23 protein-coding genes are annotated in these 22844 nt (G+C 63.3%); 13 read left to right on the top strand and 10 right to left on the bottom strand.

All coding sequences use genetic code 11. The features are described 5' to 3' along the window. Window positions 1-49: 49 nt before the first annotated feature. Both MRBLMC3_RS02295 and eno read right to left on the bottom strand, forming a co-directional pair. Window positions 50-361, bottom strand: coding sequence for an FtsB family cell division protein (locus tag MRBLMC3_RS02295; RefSeq protein ID WP_363825539.1), 312 nt, complete (start codon window positions 359-361; stop codon window positions 50-52). A 76-nt stretch (window positions 362-437) separates the two neighbouring features. Beyond that, complete coding sequence (gene eno / locus MRBLMC3_RS02290) at window positions 438-1712, bottom strand: phosphopyruvate hydratase (RefSeq protein ID WP_363735002.1); 1275 nt, start codon at window positions 1710-1712, stop codon at window positions 438-440. 223 nt (window positions 1713-1935) lie between these two features. Between eno and MRBLMC3_RS02285 the strand changes: the two genes are divergently transcribed. From MRBLMC3_RS02285 to MRBLMC3_RS02265, 5 genes are all read left to right on the top strand, one after another. Beyond that, a complete protein-coding gene (locus MRBLMC3_RS02285; protein ID WP_363735003.1) occupies window positions 1936-2553 on the top strand; it encodes a hypothetical protein in 618 nt (205 codons plus the stop codon). A 53-nt stretch (window positions 2554-2606) separates the two neighbouring features. Further along, window positions 2607-2966, top strand: a complete 360-nt coding sequence (locus tag MRBLMC3_RS02280) for a phage holin family protein (RefSeq protein ID WP_363825536.1) — start codon at window positions 2607-2609, stop codon at window positions 2964-2966. Further along, the gene (locus tag MRBLMC3_RS02275; protein ID WP_363735006.1) at window positions 2963-3286 is read left to right on the top strand and encodes a hypothetical protein; all 324 of its coding nucleotides are present in this window, start codon (window positions 2963-2965) and stop codon (window positions 3284-3286) included. The genes MRBLMC3_RS02280 and MRBLMC3_RS02275 overlap by 4 nt, the downstream gene beginning before the upstream one ends. Beyond that, on the top strand, window positions 3279-3866 hold the full coding sequence (locus MRBLMC3_RS02270) for a hypothetical protein (RefSeq protein WP_363735007.1): 588 nt from the start codon (window positions 3279-3281) through the stop codon (window positions 3864-3866). Before MRBLMC3_RS02275 ends, MRBLMC3_RS02270 begins: the two co-directional genes overlap by 8 nt. A 108-nt stretch (window positions 3867-3974) precedes the next feature. Next, entirely contained in the window at window positions 3975-4196 is a 222-nt protein-coding gene (locus tag MRBLMC3_RS02265; protein ID WP_133651916.1) for a DUF4170 domain-containing protein, read from the top strand. A 3-nt stretch (window positions 4197-4199) separates the two neighbouring features. Here the strand turns inward: MRBLMC3_RS02265 and MRBLMC3_RS02260 are convergent, their stop codons facing one another. From MRBLMC3_RS02260 to carA, 6 genes are all read right to left on the bottom strand, one after another. Next, window positions 4200-4838 (bottom strand): rhomboid family intramembrane serine protease, encoded by a 639-nt coding sequence (locus MRBLMC3_RS02260; RefSeq protein WP_363826608.1) that lies wholly within the window; start codon window positions 4836-4838, stop codon window positions 4200-4202. A 28-nt stretch (window positions 4839-4866) separates the two neighbouring features. Further along, window positions 4867-5343: a transcription elongation factor GreA gene (gene greA, locus MRBLMC3_RS02255; protein WP_133651914.1), complete on the bottom strand. Its 477-nt coding sequence runs from the start codon at window positions 5341-5343 to the stop codon at window positions 4867-4869. An 81-nt stretch (window positions 5344-5424) separates the two neighbouring features. Further along, complete coding sequence (gene carB, locus MRBLMC3_RS02250; RefSeq protein WP_363754110.1) at window positions 5425-8772, bottom strand: carbamoyl-phosphate synthase large subunit; 3348 nt, start codon at window positions 8770-8772, stop codon at window positions 5425-5427. Next, window positions 8772-9416, bottom strand: a complete 645-nt coding sequence (locus tag MRBLMC3_RS02245; protein WP_363825533.1) for a hypothetical protein — start codon at window positions 9414-9416, stop codon at window positions 8772-8774. Before MRBLMC3_RS02245 ends, carB begins: the two co-directional genes overlap by 1 nt. Beyond that, window positions 9413-9781 carry a ribonuclease E inhibitor RraB gene (locus tag MRBLMC3_RS02240; protein ID WP_363825530.1) on the bottom strand — a complete coding sequence of 123 codons (369 nt, stop codon included), beginning with the start codon at window positions 9779-9781 and terminating at the stop codon, window positions 9413-9415. Before MRBLMC3_RS02240 ends, MRBLMC3_RS02245 begins: the two co-directional genes overlap by 4 nt. Next, window positions 9778-10941 (bottom strand): glutamine-hydrolyzing carbamoyl-phosphate synthase small subunit, encoded by a 1164-nt coding sequence (gene carA, locus MRBLMC3_RS02235; RefSeq protein WP_363825528.1) that lies wholly within the window; start codon window positions 10939-10941, stop codon window positions 9778-9780. The genes MRBLMC3_RS02240 and carA overlap by 4 nt, the downstream gene beginning before the upstream one ends. 154 nt (window positions 10942-11095) lie before the next feature. On the opposite strand from carA, the gene MRBLMC3_RS02230 reads away from it, so the two are divergent. From MRBLMC3_RS02230 to MRBLMC3_RS02200, 7 genes are all read left to right on the top strand, one after another. Next, the gene (locus MRBLMC3_RS02230) at window positions 11096-11548 is read left to right on the top strand and encodes a GatB/YqeY domain-containing protein (protein ID WP_363735015.1); all 453 of its coding nucleotides are present in this window, start codon (window positions 11096-11098) and stop codon (window positions 11546-11548) included. A gap of 85 nt (window positions 11549-11633) precedes the next feature. After that, complete coding sequence (gene dnaG, locus MRBLMC3_RS02225; protein ID WP_363735017.1) at window positions 11634-13532, top strand: DNA primase; 1899 nt, start codon at window positions 11634-11636, stop codon at window positions 13530-13532. Between the two features lie 45 nt (window positions 13533-13577). Next, a complete protein-coding gene (rpoD, locus tag MRBLMC3_RS02220) occupies window positions 13578-15623 on the top strand; it encodes an RNA polymerase sigma factor RpoD (RefSeq protein WP_363735019.1) in 2046 nt (681 codons plus the stop codon). A 159-nt stretch (window positions 15624-15782) separates the two neighbouring features. Next, on the top strand, window positions 15783-16481 hold the full coding sequence (locus MRBLMC3_RS02215) for a DUF6975 family protein (protein ID WP_363826605.1): 699 nt from the start codon (window positions 15783-15785) through the stop codon (window positions 16479-16481). A 66-nt stretch (window positions 16482-16547) separates the two neighbouring features. Then, the gene (locus MRBLMC3_RS02210) at window positions 16548-17393 is read left to right on the top strand and encodes an AAA family ATPase (RefSeq protein ID WP_363735021.1); all 846 of its coding nucleotides are present in this window, start codon (window positions 16548-16550) and stop codon (window positions 17391-17393) included. A 32-nt stretch (window positions 17394-17425) separates the two neighbouring features. Next, window positions 17426-17839: a GFA family protein gene (locus tag MRBLMC3_RS02205; protein WP_363825525.1), complete on the top strand. Its 414-nt coding sequence runs from the start codon at window positions 17426-17428 to the stop codon at window positions 17837-17839. 92 nt (window positions 17840-17931) lie between these two features. Continuing rightward, window positions 17932-18960: a hypothetical protein gene (locus MRBLMC3_RS02200; protein ID WP_363825523.1), complete on the top strand. Its 1029-nt coding sequence runs from the start codon at window positions 17932-17934 to the stop codon at window positions 18958-18960. A gap of 50 nt (window positions 18961-19010) precedes the next feature. Here the strand turns inward: MRBLMC3_RS02200 and MRBLMC3_RS02195 are convergent, their stop codons facing one another. Then, window positions 19011-20375, bottom strand: coding sequence for a methyl-accepting chemotaxis protein (locus MRBLMC3_RS02195; protein ID WP_363825520.1), 1365 nt, complete (start codon window positions 20373-20375; stop codon window positions 19011-19013). A gap of 138 nt (window positions 20376-20513) precedes the next feature. On the opposite strand from MRBLMC3_RS02195, the gene MRBLMC3_RS02190 reads away from it, so the two are divergent. Continuing rightward, a complete protein-coding gene (locus tag MRBLMC3_RS02190) occupies window positions 20514-21689 on the top strand; it encodes a vWA domain-containing protein (protein ID WP_363825517.1) in 1176 nt (391 codons plus the stop codon). Between the two features lie 57 nt (window positions 21690-21746). On the opposite strand, the gene MRBLMC3_RS02185 is transcribed toward MRBLMC3_RS02190, so the two are convergent. Beyond that, on the bottom strand, window positions 21747-22835 hold the full coding sequence (locus tag MRBLMC3_RS02185; RefSeq protein WP_363825514.1) for an anhydro-N-acetylmuramic acid kinase: 1089 nt from the start codon (window positions 22833-22835) through the stop codon (window positions 21747-21749). Window positions 22836-22844: the final 9 nt, after the last annotated feature.

Raw genomic sequence — 22844 nt, 5'->3', positions numbered from 1 at the left:
GCTTGGCACTCAAAAGCGCGGCAAAGCGATCAATCAGCCGTCCGGACCGTCAGTTGAGCGGAACGATCACTTCATCATGATGAACGACGCCCAGCTCCCGCCGGATCAGTTCGTCGGAAAGATCGGGATCGACGCGCCGGGGATCGAGCAGGTCGACCCGGTTCTTCAATTCCTGCCGGTGGGCCTGAACCTGCTTCAGTTCATCCTGCGCATGGTTCAATTGTCGCTTGTAATCGCCCCAGGCCAGAACGCCGTTGGAGCCAAGCACCACATAGCCCGCGAAGAAAAGAAGAAGAAGAACCGCAATCGCCGGGCCAAAAGCCGAGAAAAGCAACATGCGGAGTTTCGCGATATGCGCCATGGACCAGTTGAATCACAGGGACGAACCGGCCGCAAGCAAAATCTGCGTTGCTTGCGGCCGGTCGCCGAATTTATATTCAGCGGAAGATCGAACGCCCGGCATAACGCGCAATATCGCCCAGCTCTTCTTCGATCCGGATGAGCTGGTTATATTTGGCAAGCCGGTCGGAACGGGCGAGCGATCCGGTCTTTATCTGGCCGCAATTGGTGGCCACGGCGAGATCGGCGATGGTCGCGTCCTCGGTCTCGCCCGAACGGTGCGACATCACGGCGGTGTAGCGCGCCCGGTGCGCCATGTCGACGGCGGCCAGCGTTTCGGTCAGCGAACCGATCTGGTTCACCTTCACCAGCAGCGAGTTCGCCAAGCCCTTGCCGATGCCCATTTCCAGCCGCTTCGGGTTGGTCACGAACAAATCGTCGCCCACCAGCTGCACCTTGTTGCCGATCTTGTCGGTCAGCGCCTTCCAGCCTTCGAAATCATCTTCGCTCATGCCGTCCTCGATCGACTTGATCGGATAGTCGGCGCACAGGGCGGCAAGATAATCGGCCATTTCGACCGGGCTGAGCGACAGGCCCTCGCCCGAAATCTCATATTTGCCGTTCCTGAAGAACTCGGTCGCTGCGCAGTCCAGCGCCAGCACGACATCGTCGCCCGGCTTGTAGCCCGCCTTTTCAACCGACAGCATGATGAAGTCGAGCGCGTCGCGGGTCGAGGCGATGTTGGGCGCGAAACCGCCCTCGTCGCCGACCGAAGTGGCCAGCCCCTTGTCGTGCAGGCCCTTCTTGAGCGTATGGAAGATTTCCGAACCGATCCGCACGGCGTCCGCGATGCTTTCCGCACCGACCGGCATGATCATGAATTCCTGGAAATCGATCGGATTGTCGGCATGTTCGCCGCCGTTGATGATGTTCATCATCGGCACCGGCAGCACATGCGCATTGACGCCGCCGACATAGCGATAGAGCGGCAGGCCGCGCGCGTCGGCGGCGGCCTTCGCCACGGCCAGGCTGACGCCCAATATCGCATTGGCGCCCAGGTTCGACTTGTTCTCCGTCCCGTCGAGCGCGATCATCGCCGCATCGACTTCGGCCTGATCCTCTGCATCCAGGCCGATGATCTGCTCGGCAATCTGGTCATTGACGGCAGCGACAGCGGCGAGCACGCCCTTGCCGAGATATCTGGCGGGGTCGCCATCACGTTTTTCCACCGCTTCATAGGCGCCGGTCGACGCGCCCGACGGCACGGCGGCACGGCCGAAGCTGCCATCCTCCAGCATCACGTCGACCTCGACGGTCGGATTGCCGCGGCTGTCCAGAATCTGGCGGGCATGAATATCGAGAATGGCGGTCATGGTCGCTCCTTGGAGTGGCTCTGGGGACTGGCTCTGGTCGCTTTTCGCGCCCCGCTTAGCCACCACCTCCCCGCTTGGCAATGCGGGGGCTTGCAAGGACTCGAAAAATGCCGATGCTCAAAATAGTAACGGCAACGGAACTGTGGGCGGTGGCGAAGCATTAGAAGCAGAGCCGCCCGCCCGCCTCGCAATCGCGCCGTATTTCAAAGGGAGACACAGGACGATGGCCGACACCCCCGAAACCCCGCCCGCCAAGCGCGTCAAGAAGGCCAGTCCCGCCAAGGCGCCAAAGGCCAAGCCCGCCAAGCCCGCCCTGTCCGGAACGCTGGTGAAGGCCGCGCCCGCAAAGGCCGCCGCCCCGCGCAAGGCCGTAGCAGCCAAGCCGGGCAATGGCACGGCCGCGCATGGCTGGACCGCGCAGATCGCGCCCATAAAGGCCCAGGCCGAAAAGGCCGCAAGGGCCGCCGCCGACAAGCTGAACACCGTCGACTGGAAATCGCATATCGACCCGCTCAAGGACCAGGCGTCGAAGACCGCCAAATCGGCTGCCGGCGTCGCCAAGGACAAGACCGGATCGGCCATGCAGAGCCTGGCCAAGCTGATTTCCGACACGGCGGGCACCGTCGATGCCAAGCTTGGCCCGCAATATGGCGACTATGCCCGCCAGGCGGCCGAATCAGTGGCCGGCGCGGCCAAGACGCTGGACAGCAAGGATGTCGACCAGTTGATGACCGAAGCGCGGGACTTCGTGCGCAAGAGCCCGGCCGTCGCGATCGGCGCGGCTGCGGTGGTCGGATTCGTGCTGATGCGCCTTGCCAAGGGATCGGACGAAGACGCCTGATCGCGTCCTGCCCGATTGACCGACGATAAGGCCCCGGTGCCGGGGCGGAGGATATGTTGACCCAAGAGCCCCTGCAGACCGATGCACAGGACGAGTCCGTGCGCGACGTCTTCGCGCGCCTGTACAGCGACGGCCGGGCCTATGCGGAGGCGGAGGTCGAACGGCAGAAGCTGCGTGCCGGCATTGCCGGAGCGGGGATTCGCGATGCGCTGATCTTCGCTTTGGTGGGCATCATGCTTGTCTTCGCGGCCATCGTCGCCGGTCTGGTGGGTGTCATATTGGCACTGGCGCCGCTTGTCGGCCCCGGCTGGGCGACAGGCGCCGTATTCAGCGGCGCGCTGGTCATCGCCCTGATATTGCTATTGTTCGCAAAGGGGCGCATCGACCGGATGAGGAAGGCCATCAAGCCATGACGCGCGAAGACGCCTATCGTGATGCAGTCGCGCGTGCCGACGCGCGCCGCGCCGCGCTGGTTTCCAGCGCCCTTGCCGCCAGGGCGCGGATCGCGCCCGCCCGGCTCAAGCAGGATGCAAAGGCCAGGGCGACGGCAACGATGATGGACGGGGCCGCCTATGCCGCCGCCAAGGTTCAGCAACGACCAGCGGCGACGGCTGCCGCGGCCGGCGCCCTTGCCCTCTATTTGCTGCGCCGTCCGCTCGCGGCACTTTTCCGGCGCATATACGTTCGGACAGGCAATCGCACAGAAGAGACTTCGGAGACTGACAATGGCTGACATCCGCGCTCAACTCACCCGCGCCCGCGAAGCGGCGAACGACATCGCCGGGACCGCGTCCGGCCGGTTCCGCGATACGGCGGATCGGGCCAGGGAAAGCGCCGGCGACCTTATCCAGACCAGCCGCGAAAAGGCCGGCGACGCCTATGCGGACGCACGGGACAGATCGCAGCGGATTGCGGCGCGCGCCAATGAGATCGTGCAGGAACATCCCGTCGCCGCCGTCGCGGGCGCCGTCGCGGCAGGTGCCGTCATCGCATGGATGTTTCCCAAGAGCCGGACAGCGATGAAGGCACTGCCCGGCCTGGCCACCAGTGCCGGGGCAAAGGTGCTGGACGCGGCGCTCGCCGCCAGGGCCATGGCCGCTGAAAATGCGGAGACCCTGCGCGCGAGTGCGGGAGATGCGCTGCACAATGCGGCCGAAGGGACAAAGGACGCCGCCTCCTCGGCACGCGACACCATTGCCTCAGCCGAACTGGGCGCAAAGGCATCCCGTCTTGCCGACGATGTGATGGCGCTGGTCGCCGCCAAGGTCGACGCGTTCAGCGAGGCCGTGAAGGCGCGGTTGCCGAAAAGCTGAACGCGCCGCCGCCACCAAAAGCATGCTGATCCGGCCCCCTGCCCCCTTTGACGGGTGCGGGCGGCCTGCTACGGTACAGGTTCCCCGAACAGGAGAACAGAAGATACCATGAGCAAGCTGCACCTTGTGATGGGCGGTCGCGTCAAAGATCCTCAGACGCTGGAATTCGAAGATCTTGGCTCCATCGAGCTGGTCGGCGTGTACCCCGATTATGCCGCCGCCGAAAATGCCTGGCGCGGCGCCGCCCAGCGAACGGTCGATGACGCCGAAATGCGCTATGTGATCGTCCATCTGCACCGGCTGCTGGAGCCGGATCTGCCCAGCGGATAAAATTCAGGACAGGGGCTGGGGACGTTTGCGGAAACGCCAGCGAAGCAGCGGCCGCGTCAGCACCAGCCCCACCAGAAAGCCGCCAATATGCGCGGCAACCGCAATCTGCCCAAGGTCACCGAGCCCCTGCGCCGTGGCGAGGCCGATCATGAGCTGGATCGCGATCCAGCTTGCTGCCAGCCACAGCAGGCGAACCAGATTCGCCGACATCGGCCCCACGCGGCGAACCTTCTGCTGGCTGTAGAGCAATGCATAGGTCGCGATGACCGCTGATATCGCGCCGCTGGCGCCGACCATCGGATTGGTGGAATGCGGATCGATCGCCCATTGCAGCGCCGTCGCGCCATAGGCGCCCGCGACATAGAGCAGCAGCGTCGCGCCCTTGTCCAGAACATGCTCCACCTGTCGTCCGCAAAAGACGAACATGAACAGGTTGAACCCGATATGCAGCCAGTTGGCGTGGACAAGCGTGCAACTGATCGGGGTCAGCCAGACCGGGACGGCCGACATGCCGGCCAGCAGCGCGCCGTCCTCCACCCGGGCCGGGATGAATCCGGCCATGATCGCGGCATTATCGACCTGCCCTGTGAGATAAATCAGCAGAAACGCGACGAAAGTTATCGCCGCGATCCCGTTCGTCATGCGACCAGCAGGCAGTTTCACGGATGGATCAAATGAAATCGATCTTGTTGACCAGGTAGAATTTGTCGCCGGAGGGCACCGACACTTCGACCTCCTCGCCGATCTGGCGGCCGATCAGCGCACGTCCCAGCGGGCTGTTATAGCTGATCATGCCGAGCTTGGCATCCGCCTCGGCCTGGCCCACGATCTGGTATTTGACCGGCTTGTCATCCTCATCGAGCAGCGTGACGGTCGCGCCGAACACGACCTTGTCTCCCGAAAGCGTCCGGGGATCGATGATCTGGGCGCGCGACAGCTTGTCTTCCAGATCGGCAATGGTGGCTTCGACCTGCCCCTGACGCTCCTTGGCGGCATGATATTCGGCATTTTCCGACAAATCGCCGTGCGCGCGCGCTTCTTCGATGGCGTCCACGATCAATGGCCGCTCGGCCTTCAATTCGCGGAGCTGCTCGTTGAGCTTGTCATAGCCCATCTGCAGCATCGGCATCTTCTCGACGGTCGCCATTCTTGCAAATCCTTCGTCAAAACTTCCCTTTGGCGGCCCCCAACTTGGGGCCACCCGCAGCATGCTTCCTTGTGCAGGGGATCAGGCTTGCGACAGTGGATAATAGGACTGGAGCGAACGCACTTCAAGGGCATGGCCCTGAAGAGCCTCGATCGCATTGGCCGCCGCGACGCTGGCCGCCGCCGTGGTGAAGCTGGCGACCTTGGCGCGCAGGGCGCTGGTGCGGATCGCCTTGCTGTCCTTGAGCGATTGCCAGCCCTCCGTCGTGTTGAAGATCAGGTCGACATCGCCGTCGGTGATCTTGTCTACGATATGGGGACGGCCTTCGGCCACCTTGTTCACTGGCTGCACGGCGATGCCCTGCTCTTCCAGATAGCGGGCGGTGCCGCCGGTCGCGATGATGGTGAAGCCCAGCGCCGCCATTTTCTGCACGGCGGGCAGGATCACCGGCTTGTCGCTGTCCTTGACCGACACGAACACCGTCCCGCTCTTGGGCAGGATGGTCCCCGCGCCGAGCTGCGCCTTGGCGAAGGCGGTCGCGAAATCGCTGTCGATGCCCATGACTTCGCCGGTGCTCTTCATTTCCGGGGAAAGGACGGGATCGACGCCGGGGAAGCGGGCGAAGGGGAAGACGGCTTCCTTGACCGCAATGTGCGAAATCGCGTTGCGGTCGATCTTCGGCAGATCCTTCAGCTTCTCGCCCGCCATCACCCGGCTCGCGATCTTGGCGATGGGCGTGCCGATGGCCTTGGCGACGAAGGGCACGGTCCGGCTGGCGCGGGGGTTGACCTCGATCAGATAGACCGTCTGCCCCTCCGGCCCATCCTTGACCGCGAACTGGATGTTCATCAGGCCACGCACCGACAGCGCGCGGGCGAGGACATCGGCCTGGCGCTCTATTTCCGCGATGATGTCGTCCGACAGGCTGTAGGGCGGCAAGGAGCAGGCGGAGTCACCGGAATGGACGCCTGCTTCCTCGATATGCTGCAGCACGCCGGCAACCACCACGTCATCGCCGTCGCAGAGCGCGTCCACATCCACCTCTACCGCGTCGCGCAGATATTGGTCGATCAGCACCGGGGAGTCGCCCGACACTTGAACGGCGGTGGCGATATATTCTTCCAGTTGCGCCTGGCCGTCGACGATCTCCATGGCGCGGCCGCCCAGGACATAGGACGGGCGCATCAGGACCGGATATCCGATGCGGTTGGCGACGGCGATGGCTTCTTCCCGGCTGCGGGCGATGCCATTGGCGGGCTGCTTGAGCTTCAGCCTGTCGATCAGCGCGGCGAAGCGCTCGCGGTCTTCCGCCAGGTCGATGGCGTCGGGCGAGGTGCCCAGGATCGGCACGCCCGCATCCTCCAGCGCCTGCGCCAGCTTGAGCGGCGTTTGCCCGCCGAACTGGACGATGACGCCGGCCAGCGTGCCGTTCGACATCTCGACGCTCAGTATTTCCAGCACGTCCTCGGCCGTCAGCGGCTCGAAATAGAGGCGGTCGGAGGTGTCATAGTCGGTCGACACCGTTTCCGGGTTGCAGTTGACCATGATCGTTTCATAACCCGCCTCCGCCAGCGCAAAGCAGGCGTGGACGCAGCAATAGTCGAACTCGATCCCCTGGCCGATCCGGTTGGGACCACCGCCCAGGATGACGACCTTCCTGCGATCGGACGGCTGCGCCTCATTCTCCGCCTCGCCAAAGATCGGCGCTTCATAGGTGGAGTACATATAAGGCGTCTTCGCCTCGAACTCGGCGGCGCAGGTGTCGATCCGCTTGAAAACCGGGCGCACGCCCAGCTTGTGGCGCAGGGCACGGACTTCATCCTCGGTGACGCCACCGGTCATTGCCTTGACCGCGTCATGGATCAGGCCCGAACCGCGAGCGATGCCCCGCTCCATCCCGCGCAGATTGGCGGACTTGAGCGCCAGATAGGCCAAGCGCTTGTCGGAAAAGCCCATGGCCTTGAGGCGGCGCATCCCGTCGGCATCCTGCGGCAGGCCATTGGACAGGATTTCCGCTTCGGCGTCGATGATTTCCTTGATCCGCTCCAGGAACCAGGGGTCGAACTTCGCGATATTGTGGATTTCGGCGACGGTCAGGCCCTCGCGCAGCGCCTGCGCGGCGACCAGCAGGCGATCGGGCGTCGGCTGGGCCAGCGCGGCGATGATGTCGTCCTTGGGCGCGCCGACCAGATGGTCGACCTCGTTGAAGCCGCAAAGCCCGGTTTCCAGGCCGCGCAGCGCCTTCTGCATCGATTCATGGATGTTGCGGCCGATCGCCATCACCTCACCCACCGACTTCATCGCGGTGCCGAGCAGCGGTTCGCTCCCCTTGAACTTTTCAAAGGCGAAGCGCGGGATCTTGGTCACGACATAGTCGATCGTCGGTTCGAAGCTGGCGGGCGTCGCGCCGGTAATGTCGTTCTCGATCTCGTCCAGCGTATAGCCGACGGCAAGCTTGGCCGCGACCTTGGCGATCGGGAAGCCGGTCGCCTTCGACGCCAGCGCCGAGGAGCGCGAGACGCGCGGGTTCATCTCGATGACGATCAGGCGGCCGTCCTTCGGATTGACTGCGAACTGTACGTTCGAACCGCCTGTTTCAACACCGATTTCACGCAGCACCGCGATACTCGCGTTGCGCATGATCTGATATTCCTTGTCGGTCAGGGTCAGCGCCGGCGCGACCGTGATGGAGTCGCCCGTGTGGACGCCCATCGGATCGACATTTTCGATGGAGCAGATGATGATGGCATTGTCATTGCGATCCCGCACGACCTCCATCTCATATTCCTTCCAGCCGAGCAGCGACTCTTCGATCAGCACTTCGGTGGTCGGGGACGCATCGAGGCCAGCGGCCACGATCTGCTTGAACTCGTCCTTGTTGTAGGCGACGCCGCCGCCGGTGCCGCCAAGCGTGAAGCTGGGCCGGATGATGGATGGAAGCCCCGTGAATTCAAGGGCTTCGAGCGCTTCTTCCATAGTATGTGCGATACGCGACCGGGCGGATTCCAGGCCGATCTTGTCCATCGCATCGCGGAATTTCAGGCGATCCTCGGCCTTGTCGATGGCTTGCGCGTCGGCGCCGATCATCTTGACGCCGAACTTCTCCAGCGTGCCGTCGTTGAACAGGGCAAGCGCCGTGTTGAGCGCGGTCTGGCCGCCCATGGTCGGCAGCACCGCGTCGGGGCGTTCCTTCTCGATGATCTTCGCCACGATTTCGGGCGTGATCGGTTCGACATAGGTGGCGTCGGCAAATTCCGGGTCGGTCATGATAGTGGCCGGGTTGGAATTGACCAGGATGATGCGATAGCCCTCTTCCTTGAGCGCCTTCACCGCTTGCGTGCCCGAATAGTCGAACTCGCAAGCCTGGCCGATGATGATCGGGCCAGCGCCGATGATGAGGATGGAGGAGATGTCGGTGCGTTTGGGCATTATTTGGCCTGAAATATTTGGGAGACGATTGCGCCAAGCAAGGCATCAGCCAGCTTAGCAATGGCGGGATTACCGTATTTTTCAATTAATTCACCCAAGCCGCGAACAACGGTTAGGTAAACCAAATAGGCCTTAAATTCGCCGGCTCGAATAAGCTCGATACCCGCTCGAAGTTGACCGAGAATACGCTCGCGTAAACCTGGCTGCTCCGGATTGCCGTTGTCTGCCTCAAGCGCTTCAATAACCGGCGCAAATGAAGCAACGGCCTCGTCTACCTGATTATGACTAAATGTCACAACTCGATCGGAGGCGGGAGCGCCATTACCCAGATTCTGTTGATTTAACCAATCATCGCCATTCATAGCGTACCGGCTAATAAAGGAATCGGGATCAGCTAGCTGCTCTTCCACATACTTGTAGCCCTCCGGTTTAATCGTGGACGAACCGCTATTACTCCAGCGCGACACAAATGATCGCTCTACTAGATCATCAAGCGCTAACTCTACGCGCTTAGCGCTAATGGCGATTGAGAACAGCTTCGCAATTTCATCCTTCAGCAGTCTTTCGTCAGCTTTTTGAGCATGGACGAAAAGCTGGAACAGGACTGCTTCGTTTAGCGCTTGCTGTGGAATAAAATTGATCAATGCACGCCCCCCGTCCGGGCCTCGCAGCCCCAGCCGTCATATTCGACGCCGCACAGGATTTCGATCTGGAGGCATTTCTTCGTCAGCGCGCGGATCGACTGCTCATCGACCGGCTGCACGCATTCGAGGAAGAGGAATAGGTCGCCATCCTCATCTTCCTCGCGGTCCAGTTCGACGAAGCCGAATTGGCTGGCGATGGTGAGAACGCGCTCGAAATCCTTTTCGCTGCCCTTGAAGCTGACATCGACCGGGCGCGCCAAACGCGCCACGTCGCCATTGGCGGCGAGATTGGCGAGGACGGACTTGTCCGCCTCCCACTCGGCGGCAAGGCGGGCTTCGTCAACCGGGGGCAGGTTGAGGCTCATTTAAGCCCCTCGACGAAGCGCTGGAACAGATAGAAGCTGTCCTGCGGGCCGGGCGAGGCTTCGGGGTGGTACTGGACCGAGAAGGCTTTCTTATCCGTGAGTTCGATGCCGCAATTGCTGCCATCGAAGAGCGACACATGGGTCGCCTTCACATTGGCGGGCAGCGTGTCGCTGTCCACCGCGAAGCCGTGGTTCATCGAGGTGATCTCGACCAGGCCGTCCGACAGGCGCTTGACCGGATGGTTGGCGCCGCGATGGCCCTGATGCATCTTGATGGTCTTCGCGCCAGCGGCGAGCGCCAGCATCTGATGGCCAAGGCAGATGCCGAAGACGGGCTTGTCGGCTTCGAGTACTTGTCTGATCACCGGCACGGCATATTCGCCGGTCGCGGCCGGGTCGCCGGGACCGTTGGAGAGGAACACGCCGTCGGGTTGCTGCTCCATCACCTGCTCATAGGTGGCGGTCGCGGGCAGCACGGTGACGCGGGCGCCTGCCTTCACAAGGTTGCGGAAGATGTTGTTCTTCGCGCCATAATCAATGGCGACGACATGGGGGCGGTCATCCGCCGCTTCATCCTTGCCATAGCCGAAGCCCAGCTTCCACACGCCGTCCTTCCAGAGGCGGCTTTCCTTGGCGCTGACCTCGATGGCGAGGTCCATGCCTTCAAGGCCCGGCCAGGCCGCAGCCTTGGCGGTGAGCGCTTCAAGGTCGAAATTGCCTTCGGGATCATGGGCGATGACGACGTTGGGCGCGCCCTTCACGCGGATCATGCGGGTGAGCGCGCGGGTGTCGACGCCAGCAAGCCCGATGCGGCCCTTTTCCTTCATCCACTGGTCGAAGGGCTCGACATTGCGGAAGTTGCTGGGTTCCGTGACATCCTGCCGCACGACGCAGCCCAGCGCGTGGGGCAGGTCCGCCTCCACATCGTCCAGATTGGTGCCGACATTGCCGATATGCGGGAAGGTGAAAGTGACGATCTGCCCCGCATAGCTGGGGTCGGTCATCACTTCCTGATATCCGGTCATCGCCGTGTTGAAGCAAAGCTCACCCACGGCATCGCCAGTCGCACCGAAGCCGCGGCCGAAGACGGCGGAGCCATCGGCGAAAACCAATACCCCTGTCGCTCCTTTGGGCACAATGAGGGTCTTGGCGTCAGCCATGGTCGTATCGTCCTTTATGCTTTTGCTAGGAACCCGTCTTAAGCGGGTTAAACGGCCGGTCACCTATGCGCTGAACCATGGCTGGTCAACCACTGTAAAAAATCTCTTTTGCCGTTATATCTGATCCTTTCCGAAAGAGGCAGGATTCATTCGCATGATTCGCGACACCATCAAGAGCGCTCAGGTCACCGCCATGAAGGCAGGCGAGAAGGATCGGCTGGCCGCCGTGCGCCTGATCCTGGCGAAGCTGAAGGATCGCGACATCGAACTGCGCACCGCGTCCAGCGTGCCGGATGACGACACCATCGTGGTCGAGGTCCTGCAGAAGATGGCGAAGCAACGCCGCGAATCCATCGACATGTTCCGAAGCGGCGGCCGCGACGAGCTGGCCGCGAAGGAGCAGGCGGAACTGGACGTGATCGAGAGCTTCCTGCCGCAGCAACTCGGCGAGGACGAGACAAAGGCCGCGATCGAGGCGATCAAGGCGGAAGTGGGTGCGGCCAGCGTCAAGGACATGGGCAAGGTCATGGCCGTGCTCAAGGAACGGCACGGGTCGGTGATCGACATGAGCAAGGCGAGCGGGCTAGTGAAGGCAGCGCTGGGCTGAGGTCGCATCCCCAGGGTCTTCAAGCCTCCGTTCTGGAAGGCTCCATTCCGGAAGATGGTCTCAAGCGGGAGGATGTAAGTTAAGCATGAGCCTGTCGCCCGCCTTCCTCGATGAATTGCGCGTGCGCACCTCGCTTTCCACCCTGATCGGTCGGACGGTGAAGGTGCAGAAGGCGGGCCGCGAATACAAGGCCTGCTGCCCCTTCCATAATGAGAAGACGCCCAGCTTCACCATCAATGACGAAAAGGGCTTTTATCACTGCTTCGGCTGCGGCGCGCACGGTGATGCGATCCGGTGGATGACCGATCATCGCGGCCTGCCGTTCATGGAGGCGGTGAAGGAACTGGCGCAGACGGCCGGGATGGACGTTCCCGCCCCTGATCCCCGCGCGGCGAAACGGGCAGAGCAGGCGCGGGGACTGCATGACGTCATGGCCGCCGCGCAGGGCTTTTTCGAGGAGCAGCTTGGCGGAATAGAGGGCGCGGAAGCACGATCCTACCTCCAGAAGCGCGGCATCGGCGCAGCGACCGCCAGGACTTTCGGCTTCGGCTTTTCTCCCGACGGACGGGGACGGCTCAAGACAGCGCTCAAGGAATTTGGCGAGCCGCTGCTGATAGAGGCCGGCTTGCTCATCGATCCGGATGGTGCCGAACCGGATGGCGGGAATGCCCGAAAACGCGAAAGCTACGATCGCTTCCGGGGCCGGCTGATGCTGCCGATCCGGGACATTCGCGGCCGGGTGATCGCTTTTGGCGGGCGCATATTGGGCGCGGGCGAGCCCAAATATCTGAACTCCCCCGACACGCCGCTCTTCGACAAGGGGCGCACGCTCTACAATATCGACCGGGCCTCTCCCGCCAGCCGGCATAGCGGCCGGATCATCGTCGTGGAGGGCTATATGGACGTGATCGCCCTCGCCCAGGCCGGCTTTGAGGAATCGGTGGCCCCGCTGGGCACGGCACTGACCGAGCATCAGATCGAGCGCCTGTGGAAGATGGCCGATGTGCCGATCCTCTGCTTCGACGGCGATGCGGCAGGCCAGAAGGCGGCGATCCGGGCAGCGATGCGCGCCCTGCCCCTGCTGCGGCCAGGCATGAGCCTGGCCTTCGCGACGCTTCCCGCCGGTCAGGATCCGGACGACCTCATCCGCGCGGAGGGGCCAGCGGCGATGGAAGCGGTGCTGGCTGCGGCCGAACCGCTGATCGAGCGGTTGTGGACCCATGAACAGGGCGCCGCGCCGCTGGATACACCGGAACAGCGCGCCGCGCTAAAGCAGCGTCTCTCCGCGATTACAGACGCCATCGCCCACCCCGACGTGCGGGCGCATTATATCCATGCCTTTCGCGAACGGCATGACGCGCTGTTCTTCGCGCGGGCGGCATTCCAGCCCCGCCACCAGCGCGGTGGCGGCGCCCGATCCGGCTGGCAGCGGGACCGTCGGGGCAATTGGAAGCCCCCCCTTCCCCCCGCGGGAAGCGAGGCAAGGGCGATCGGCGCAAGCGGCATGGAACAACGGCTTTTGCGTGCCGTACTGGCCAGCCTGCTGCGGCATCCCGATCAGATTGCGCTACATCGAGAGACGCTTATCGGGCTTCGCGTGGCCGACTCCGCATTGGCGGAATTGCTGAATGCGATGATCACGGCCTCGTTCAGCAAAGAAACAGTTGAAACCGATGGCCTCCTTACCATATTGGGGCAAGGTGAAGTGTATAATATGGCAAAAGGGATGCTCCGGGCCGACACGTTCACATTCACCCCCCATAAAAGCAAGGCCGACTCGGATCGCGCGCGGCGCGACCTGGATGAGGCCATTCGGGTGATGGCGCAGGGACCGGAATTGGAGGCGGCGTTGGCACATGCCACCCGGCGGGCGAGAGAAGACCTCAACGAGGACAGCTTTGCCGAACAGCAAAGGGTCCACAAGTTGAAGCTGGATCATGATCGCCGCCTGGCGGAACTGGCGCAGTCCGAAGATATTATATGATATGGATCGCTCCCTTCACGGGCGCGGCGGAGTTAAGGCGAATAAATGGCGAGCAAGGCGAACGGCAAGGGTGCGGGTGAGGATACGGATACCGGCGATGCGCCGCTGCTGGATCTGAACGAGGCGTCGGTCAAGAAGCTGATCGCCCGCGCGAAGAAGCGTGGCTACATCACCTATGACGAGCTGAACGACGCGCTGCCGCAGGACCAGATGTCCTCCGAGCAGATCGAGGACATCATGTCCGCGCTCAACGAAATGGGCGTGAACATCGTCGAGAATGAGGAAGCCAGCGAGGACGGCGAGGATCAGCGCGACGACAGCGATGATGACAGCGCCGACGACAGCGCAGAAGACGACGGCTCGCCGCGCCCCGTAACGGAAAAGAAGAAGGAAACGGTCGACCGCACCGACGACCCCGTGCGCATGTACCTGCGCGAAATGGGGGCGGTGGAACTGCTCAGCCGCGAGGGCGAGATCGCCATCGCCAAGCGGATCGAGGCGGGTCGCGACACGATGATCCTGGGCCTGTGCGAAAGCCCGACCACCTTCAACGCGATCATCGAATGGTCGACCGCGCTCAACAATGGCGAGATGCAGTTGCGCGAGATCCTCGATCTCGACGCGATGCTGTCCAAGGATCCCGCTCCGGAAAATCTGGAGGAAGGCGCCGAGGACGACGACGGGGAGATCAGCGAGAAGACCGCTGGCCCCAGCTTCAAGGAAGAGGAAGAGCCGGAGGAGGAATCCGCCGATTCCGACGAGGATGAGGACGGCCTGACCGAACGCCGTGCCCGCCGGATGGAGGAGGAGGAAGAGGAGGACAACACCCTCTCCCTCGCCCAGATGGAAGAGACGCTCAAGCCGATGGCGCTGGAGAAATTCGCGACCATCACGGAGATTTTCCGCGCCTTTTCCAAGGCGCAGGAATCGCGCATGGCCGCCATGGCCAGCGGGGAAACGCTCAGCCAGAAGGCGGAGGACGACTATCAGGATCTGCGCGAACAGCTCACCGCCGAGGTCGAGAGCGTCCAGTTCCACCAGCAGAAGATCGAATATCTGGTCGACCAGCTCTATGCCTATAACCGGCGCCTGACCGCGCTGGGCGGGCAGATGCTGCGCCTTGCCGAGCGGCACAAGGTAAGCCGCAAGGATTTCCTCGACCGCTATGTGAACCATGAACTGGACGATGGCTGGCTCGACAAGGTGTCGGGGCTGGACAAGAAATGGGCCGCCTTCGCCGCCGCCGAGGGTCGCGCCGTGGAGCGCATCCGCGTCGAGGTGAGCGAGATCGCCCAGGCGACGGGCATGTCGCTTTCGGAATTCCGCCGCATCGTCAACATGGTGCAGAAGGGCGAACGCGAAGCGCGCATCGCCAAGAAGGAAATGGTCGAGGCGAACCTGCGCCTCGTCATCTCCATCGCCAAGAAATATACGAACCGCGGCCTGCAATTCCTTGATCTTATTCAGGAAGGCAATATCGGCCTGATGAAAGCGGTCGACAAGTTCGAATATCGGCGCGGCTACAAGTTCAGCACCTATGCGACCTGGTGGATCCGTCAGGCGATCACCCGATCGATTGCGGACCAGGCGCGAACCATCCGCATCCCCGTCCACATGATCGAAACGATCAACAAGCTGGTGCGGACCAGCCGCCAGTTCCTGCATGAACAGGGCCGCGAACCCACTCCGGAGGAGATGGCCGAGCGGCTGTCCATGCCGCTGGAGAAGGTGCGCAAGGTGATGAAGATCGCCAAGGAGCCGATCTCGCTGGAAACGCCGATTGGTGATGAGGAAGACAGCCATCTGGGCGACTTCATCGAGGACAAGAATGCGATCATCCCCGTGGATGCCGCCATTCAGGCGAATCTCAAGGAAACCGTCACGCGCGTTCTGGCATCGCTGACCCCGCGCGAGGAACGCGTGCTGCGCATGCGCTTTGGCATCGGCATGAACACCGACCATACGCTGGAAGAGGTCGGACAGCAGTTCAGCGTCACCCGCGAACGCATCCGCCAGATCGAGGCGAAGGCGCTGCGCAAGCTCAAGCACCCGAGCCGCAGCCGCAAGATGCGCAGCTTCCTGGACCAATAGAGGCGCTTCGGCAGGCCGAGGCCGCAGCGCGGCAGGATGATCGAAAAAGGGCGGCTTCGGGTCGCCCTTTTTTACTGGCGTAAACTCCTCTTTTACCTCGACTCTCTACCGTCGCGGAATGTGGCTCCGCTGGTTGGCCGGCGTGTGCAGGGGAAGATGATGAGCGAAGCAGCACCGCGCTATCAATTTGGCGATGTATCGCAGATCCTGGATGCCGTGGTCGCCGCCGACGGCACGGCCGGACATGGCTATGCCAGCGGCGCGCGGGCGAGTTTCGGCGCGAATGCCACGATGTCGCTGCCCGACCTGGCCGACGCAGCCTATTATCTCTGCCTGCTCCATGGCCGTCATCCCGGCGTGATCGACCATGCCGCCACCCGATCCGCAGACAATGCGGCGCGCAACTGGCTGATCCAGGCGGCCGACGCCTTTGCACGGGAACGGGCCTATCTGACCCAGGTGACTGTCGCCGTCGGTCCCGCGCCCAGCACGGCGGGACAGAGCGATTGCGAAACCGTCGTCAGCCAGCAGCGCCATGCCCTCGACATGCTGGCCCAGTCGGACCGGCGGGGCTGCGCCATGGGCGCGGCGATCGCGCTGGTGCTCGACTGGCGGGCGGTGCGGCACGTTCTGGACATCGCGGCGATTCGCGTCGGGCTCGAACCCCATGTCTGCGATCTTCCCGGCCGGGCGGCGACTCTGGAGGTCGCCAGGGAAATCGGCGGCGACGACGCCGTCGACCGTGCCATCCTGTTCGGAACACGCCAGTTGCTCAACCAGCATCGCGGGCTGTGGGATGTGCTTCAGGCCCGCGCAGGAATACGCGCCGGCAAGGATCAGGCCGTGACTGGCCGATAAAGGCTTTGCGCTCCACCCCTGCTTTGCCATAGTTGGCCCGGCACAAGCAGGGTGAGAAGCAGCAATATGCGGTTTGAAGGCACGCAGGATTATGTCGCCACCGACGATCTGAAGGTCGCCGTCAACGCCGCGGTGCTGCTTCGCCGTCCGCTGTTGGTGAAGGGCGAACCGGGCACCGGCAAGACCGTGCTGGCGCAGGAAATCGCCAGGGCCCTGGGCGCTCCGCTGATCGAATGGAACGTCAAGTCGACGACCAAGGCGCATCAGGGGCTGTACGAATATGATGCCGTCGCCCGGTTGCGCGATGGCCAGCTCGGCGATCCGCGCGTTCACGACATCGGCAATTATATCCGCAAGGGAAAGCTGTGGGAGGCATTCACCTCCCCTACCCTGCCGGTCCTGCTGATCGACGAGATCGACAAGGCCGACATCGAATTCCCCAACGACCTGCTGCAGGAACTCGATCGCATGGCCTTCCACGTCTACGAGACGGGGGAAACGGTCGCTGCCAGGGAGCGGCCGGTGGTGGTGATCACCTCCAATAATGAGAAGGAACTGCCCGATGCCTTCCTGCGCCGCTGCTTCTTCCACTATATCAAATTCCCCGACCGGGAGACGATGCAGGCGATCATCGACGTCCATTTCCCCGGCATCCAGAAGGTCCTGGTCAAGCGCGCGATGGAAATCTTCTACGAATTGAGGGAAGTCCCCGGTCTCAAGAAGAAGCCATCGACCAGCGAACTGCTCGACTGGCTGAAGCTGATCCTGGCGGAGGACATGCCGCTCGACATATTGCAGGACCGCGATCCCACCAAGGCGATCCCGCCACTCCACGGCGCCCTGCTCAAGAATGAGCAGGACATCATGATGTTCGAACGGCTTGCCTTCATGGCCCGGCGACAGGGCCGGTAAGGATGCCCCCCTTCAACTGAAAGGCCCGACCCATGGCTCATCAAGCTGGATGCCTGTGCGGACAGGTACGGATCGACATCGATGCGGAACCCATGGCGGCGCGCATGTGCTGGTGCCGGCTTTGCCAGTATCTGGGCGCCGGATCAGGAACGGTGAATGTCTGCTTCCCTTCCGACAAGCTGACGGTGACCGGAGAGGTGCGCTGGCATCACAGCATGGCGGACAGCGGCAATGCCATGCGGCGCGGCTTCTGTCCCGAATGCGGCACGCCGCTTTTCAGCCTGGCCGAATCGCGTCCCCACCTCACCTTCATTCGGGCTGGCGCGCTTGACGATCCTGAACTTCTGGGACCGCAGGCGGTGATCTGGACCGATGCGGCGCCCGATTGGGCGCATCTGGACCCGGAATTGCCCCATTATCCGGCACAAATGCCGCCCGTGACCTGAAAGGCCGCTTGCGCCGCCGATGCATTTCGGCTCAACTTCCCCCGACGTTCAAAGCCGCGCCAAGACGGCCATGAATCGGAGGAAGGATGCCAATGCCCAAGCGTGCGTGGTCCCTTTTATCGGCGGTGCTGGCCCTGTCAGCGCCCGCATTCGCGCGCGCGGCCGAGGAAAGGGAAGCCTGGACACCCACTGCCACCGCGCTGCGCGCCGATGCAGCGGGGATCAGCATGCCGCAGACAGTGGCCGGGCTGTCCCTCTCCAAGAGCGGGGAGGTTTCCAACGGCGGCAAGGGGATCGACAATTACGCCCAATATCTGTCCGAAGACGGCGCGGTCCAGGCGACGCTCTATGTCTATCTGCCCAGCTATGCCGACGCGTCGCTGGCCGCCTATATGACGGACAAGGCGGTGATGGAGCGCTTTGGCGCAAGGACGCACCGCACCGATTATTCCAGCGTCGCCGTTGCGGGGCGCGCCAATGCCGCCATTCGCGCCGTCTATGACGATGCCGCCGACGGTGCGCTCACCACAGCGGCGGCATTCCTGCACGCCGGGCGCTGGATCGTGAAGCTGCGCGTCACGGGACCGACCGAACGGCGGAGGGAAGTCCTCGCAGGCCTGGACGGCATGCTGGCGGGTCTCCGCTTCGATGCGCCCGCATCCATCCATGCCACAAAACCGGCGAGGCTGACGGCGTGCCCGGCCGTCGACGCGGCCGAAGCGCGGCTGACCCATCAGACATCTGCCCAACCCGTCGATAATTCCCTGCCCCGCGAAGGGCAGGCGGATCTTTGCGTCCGCGGGAAGGCCGAAACCGCCAATGGCAGCTACGACATCCTGCAACAGGCCGGCATTGCCGACGGCGCGATCATCGTGCCGGTGGACGATTCGGGCACGGTAATGACATTTGATCCCGCCACGACCGGCAGCGGCTATCAGCTTTCGATCCACTCGGTGGGCCAGACCGATCTCTACGGCATTTACGACAAGGTGCCGAGTGCGCGGCAGATTGCCCAGATACTGGATGGAAAGGATCCGCAAACCGCGCAGGCCGGGGCAACCGCAGCCTACACCGCCAGCGGCCAGATGACGGTGCGGACGGCGGACGCAAAGCTGCATTAGGGCGGGCTTCCGGGCGGCCGGGTAGAAATGCGGAGTGGCAGGATAGCCGATCAGATCAGATAGCCGACCTCATAAAGGCCCCAGCGCCGGCCGCCGAACATCAGCGGCACGAAGACGCTGCGCAGCGCCCGGTAACGTCCCTCGCCCAGATCCTGGCGATAGGTGAACAGGAAAAAATCCCCTTCTCCATCCAGGGCGCGGCGCGTCTGGCTGTCCATGAAAATCTGCCGGTTGCGCGCATGCTCCATGTTCCATCGCGCCTCGCCGGGCCGCTGCGGCTGGCTGCGCGCGCTGATATGGGTTGGCAGATAACCATTCATGTCGATCAGGCAACAACCGACGATGGCGCTGTCCTGCGCCGTGCGACGATCCAGGACGGGTTGCACGAAGCGGTCGGCAAAGGCGGTGAAGCCATTTTCATATTGCGCCGGTTCTGAACCGGGAGCCGGCCGATAGGCGGTATCGAACAGGCCGGCCATGTCCAGCGCGCCTTCCGCCAACGCCCGTTCGATCAGCGCCTGCACCTCCTCCGCCCCTTCTTCGGCGAACCCGATATAGCGGCTGTTGCGCGTGACGTGCCCGCCATGCGCCGCCGTGTTGAGCATCGCGTTCGCCATGCCCTCCAGGCTCTCCAGATGGCTGCGCGCCGTCGCCACGCGCGTCGCGCTCTCCGTCGCGGACTGGCTGAAACGGGCCAGCCCCTGCCGCAACGCCGCCACATCGCCATCCGCCTCATCCGTGCAAGTGGCGATCGTGTCGGAACGTTGCCCGAATTGCGTCACCAGCGAAGCGATTTCCGCCATGCTGACGCGCAGAGTATCGATATGCGAACCGACGTCGCGGCCACGCAGGATATTGGCCTCGACCCCGCCGATCAGTCGCCGGGCGTCATGGTCGAGCTGCCCCAGCTTGTCCCCCACGGAAGCGGCGGACTCGCCCGCCTGCCCCGCCAGCCGACGGATTTCGTCCGCCACCACGGCAAAGCCCTGCGTCGCCTCGCCTCCGCGGGCCGCCTCGATCGCTGCGTTCACGCCGAGCAGGCGGGTCTGCCGCGCGATCGCGCCCAGTTGCCCGGAAATATCGCCCACGGTCTCTATAACGCTCAGAAATTGCCGCAAATGCCCTTCAAGGCCAGTCACATTCTCGATCAGCTCCGTGACCTGGCCCAGGGAACGGCCAATCGCCTCATGCCCCTGGGCGATGATCTGGCCCGCGCGACGGGCCGTCAGGCTGAGCTCCTGCGCAGCCAGCACGCTTTCATTCTGGCTGACGGCCAGCGCCTGCATCGTTGATTGCAGTTCACCCAGATGCGCCGAGTCCTCATGAATGCGGCGGGTAAGCTCCCCCAGAAAGCCTGCCGTTTCGCTGCATTGCAACGCAATGTCGCCCGATCGCTCCCCCAGGTCGGTCAACAAATCTCCGTTTTCCAATGGTCACTGCCCCATTCCACCCAATATGGATACTGCCCTGTTAACGATGCAATGCAACACTTAACATTCCGACAACGTCCGCTGCTTGCATGATCCGCCAAGCTGGCGGACAAGGGCGCCATCATGATGCTCAACTTTCTCGATGCGCTGCGCGCTGCCGGCATTCCCGCCAGCATCAAGGAACATCTGCTGCTGCTGGAGGCGCTGGACCGGGACGTGATCGGACAGCGCCCGGAGGATTTCTATTATCTCGCGCGCGCCACCTATGTGAAGGACGAGGGGCTGATAGACCGCTTCGACCAGGTATTCGCCCGCGTGTTCAAAGGCGTGCTGGACAGCGAAGCGGTGGAGGCGGACATCCCGGAGGACTGGCTGCGGCTGGTGGCGGAAAAATTCCTAAGTCCGCAGGAAATGGAGGAGATCAGGTCGCTGGGAAGCTGGGACGAGATCATGGAAACGCTGAAGAAGCGGCTGGAGGAGCAGAAGGGGCGTCACCAGGGCGGCAACAAGTGGATCGGCACCGGCGGCACATCCCCCTTCGGCCATGGCGGCTATAATCCCGAGGGCGTGCGGATCGGTGGCGAGGGCCGGCACAAGCGCGCCATCAAGGTCTGGGAAAAGCGCGAATTCGCCAATCTGGACAATCAAAGGGAACTGGGCACCCGCAACATCAAGGTTGCGCTGCGGCGGCTGCGCCGCTTCGCGCGGGAGGGCGCGGCCGACGAACTGGACCTGGACGAGACGATCCGGGGAACGGCGCGGCAGGGCTGGCTCGACATCCGCATGCGGCCAGAGCGGCACAATGCAGTGAAACTGCTGCTGTTCCTGGACGTGGGCGGATCGATGGACCCGTTCATCATGCTTTGCGAGGAGCTGTTCTCGGCGGCGACGAGCGAATTCAGGAACATGGAGTTCTTCTACTTCCACAACTGCCTTTATGAGGGCGTGTGGAAGGACAACCGCCGCCGCTTTTCCGAACGCACGCCGACCTGGGATATCCTCCACAAATATGGGCATGACTATAAGGTGATCTTCGTCGGCGACGCGGCGATGAGCCCCTATGAGATCAGCCATCCCGGCGGCTCGGTCGAACATATGAACGACGAACCGGGCGCAACCTGGCTGAGCCGCGTGCTGCATACCTATCCGGCGGCCGTTTGGCTGAACCCCGCGCAGGAGGCGCACTGGGGTTATAATCAGTCGACCCGGATGATCCGCGAGATCATGAACGGGCGCATGTATCCGCTGACGATCGAGGGGATAGACGACGCCATGCGGGAACTGACCCGCAAGCGGTGATCCGCCGGCTCGCCCGGTATTGCCGAGGCGACGGAAAACAGCCCTGGGCGGAAGAATTTACGCCGGTTCGAAGAGCACGCCGCCCGTCATCGGCTGCGGCGCGCCGGTCGTGCCGGGGAAGCTGATGGGCAGGCCCTTCATATGGCGTACGGCCATATAGGCGAAACCCTGCGCCTCCAGCGCGTCGCCGTCCCATCCCAGTTCGTCCACGGGCCGCACATCCGCGCCGGTATAGGCCCCCAGCATTCGCATCAGCGTCGCATTGCGGCGTCCTCCGCCAGCGGCATAGATGCGCGTCGGCCGTTCGACGAGATGCTCCATCCCCCGCGCAACGGCTGCGGCGGAAAAGGCCGTCAGGGTCGCCGCGCCATCCGCAAGCGACAGCCCGCGCACCGCGTCGATGGTGAACGCCTCGCGGTCTATGCTCTTGGGCGGAGCGACGGCGAACCACGGGTCGGACAGCATGCGGGCCAGCCGCGCCTCGTCGACCTGGCCGCTGGCCGCGGTCGCGCCATCCTCGTCGAAGCTGCGGTCGCCATGGGTCTGCATCCAATTGTCGATGAGGCCGCTTGCCATGCCGGTGTCGAAGGCAAAAATCTCCCCGTCGGAGGCAATGGCGGTAAGGTTGGCGACCCCGCCCAGGTTCAGCACGGCGAGCGGCTTCGCCAGATCATGGGCCAGCGCACGATGATATACGGGGAGCAGCGGAGCACCCTGCCCGCCTGCCGCGACATCGGCGCTGCGCAGGTTCGCGACGACAGGGATGCCGAATGCCCCCGCCAGGGCGGCGCCGTCGCCGATCTGCCAGGTCCAGCGCCATTCGGGACGATGGGCCACGGTATGGCCATGGAAGCCGATGACGGCAATGTCCTGCGTCACATGGCCGCTGCGGGCCAGCAGGTCCGATATCGCCTCGACATGAAGCTCCGTCAGTTCCTCCTCGACCGCGTGGATGAGCGGTTCGAAACCCGGCCTCTCCATCGTCATGGCGCGCTGACAGGCTTCGGCAAGGCGAAGGCGGAAGCCCTCGCCATAGGACATGGCGTGGAAAGCGACGCCCTTGCCGGCGCCCTCGCCATCGGTTTCTATCAACGCGGCGTCTATGCCGTCGCGCGATGTTCCCGACATCAGGCCTATTGCGAGCATCGATGATCC

The sequence above is a fragment of the Sphingobium sp. LMC3-1-1.1 genome, assembly GCF_040676285.1.
In the GTDB taxonomy this organism is placed as follows: Bacteria; Pseudomonadota; Alphaproteobacteria; order Sphingomonadales; family Sphingomonadaceae; genus Sphingobium.
This window is presented reverse-complemented; position numbering and strand designations above follow the sequence as displayed.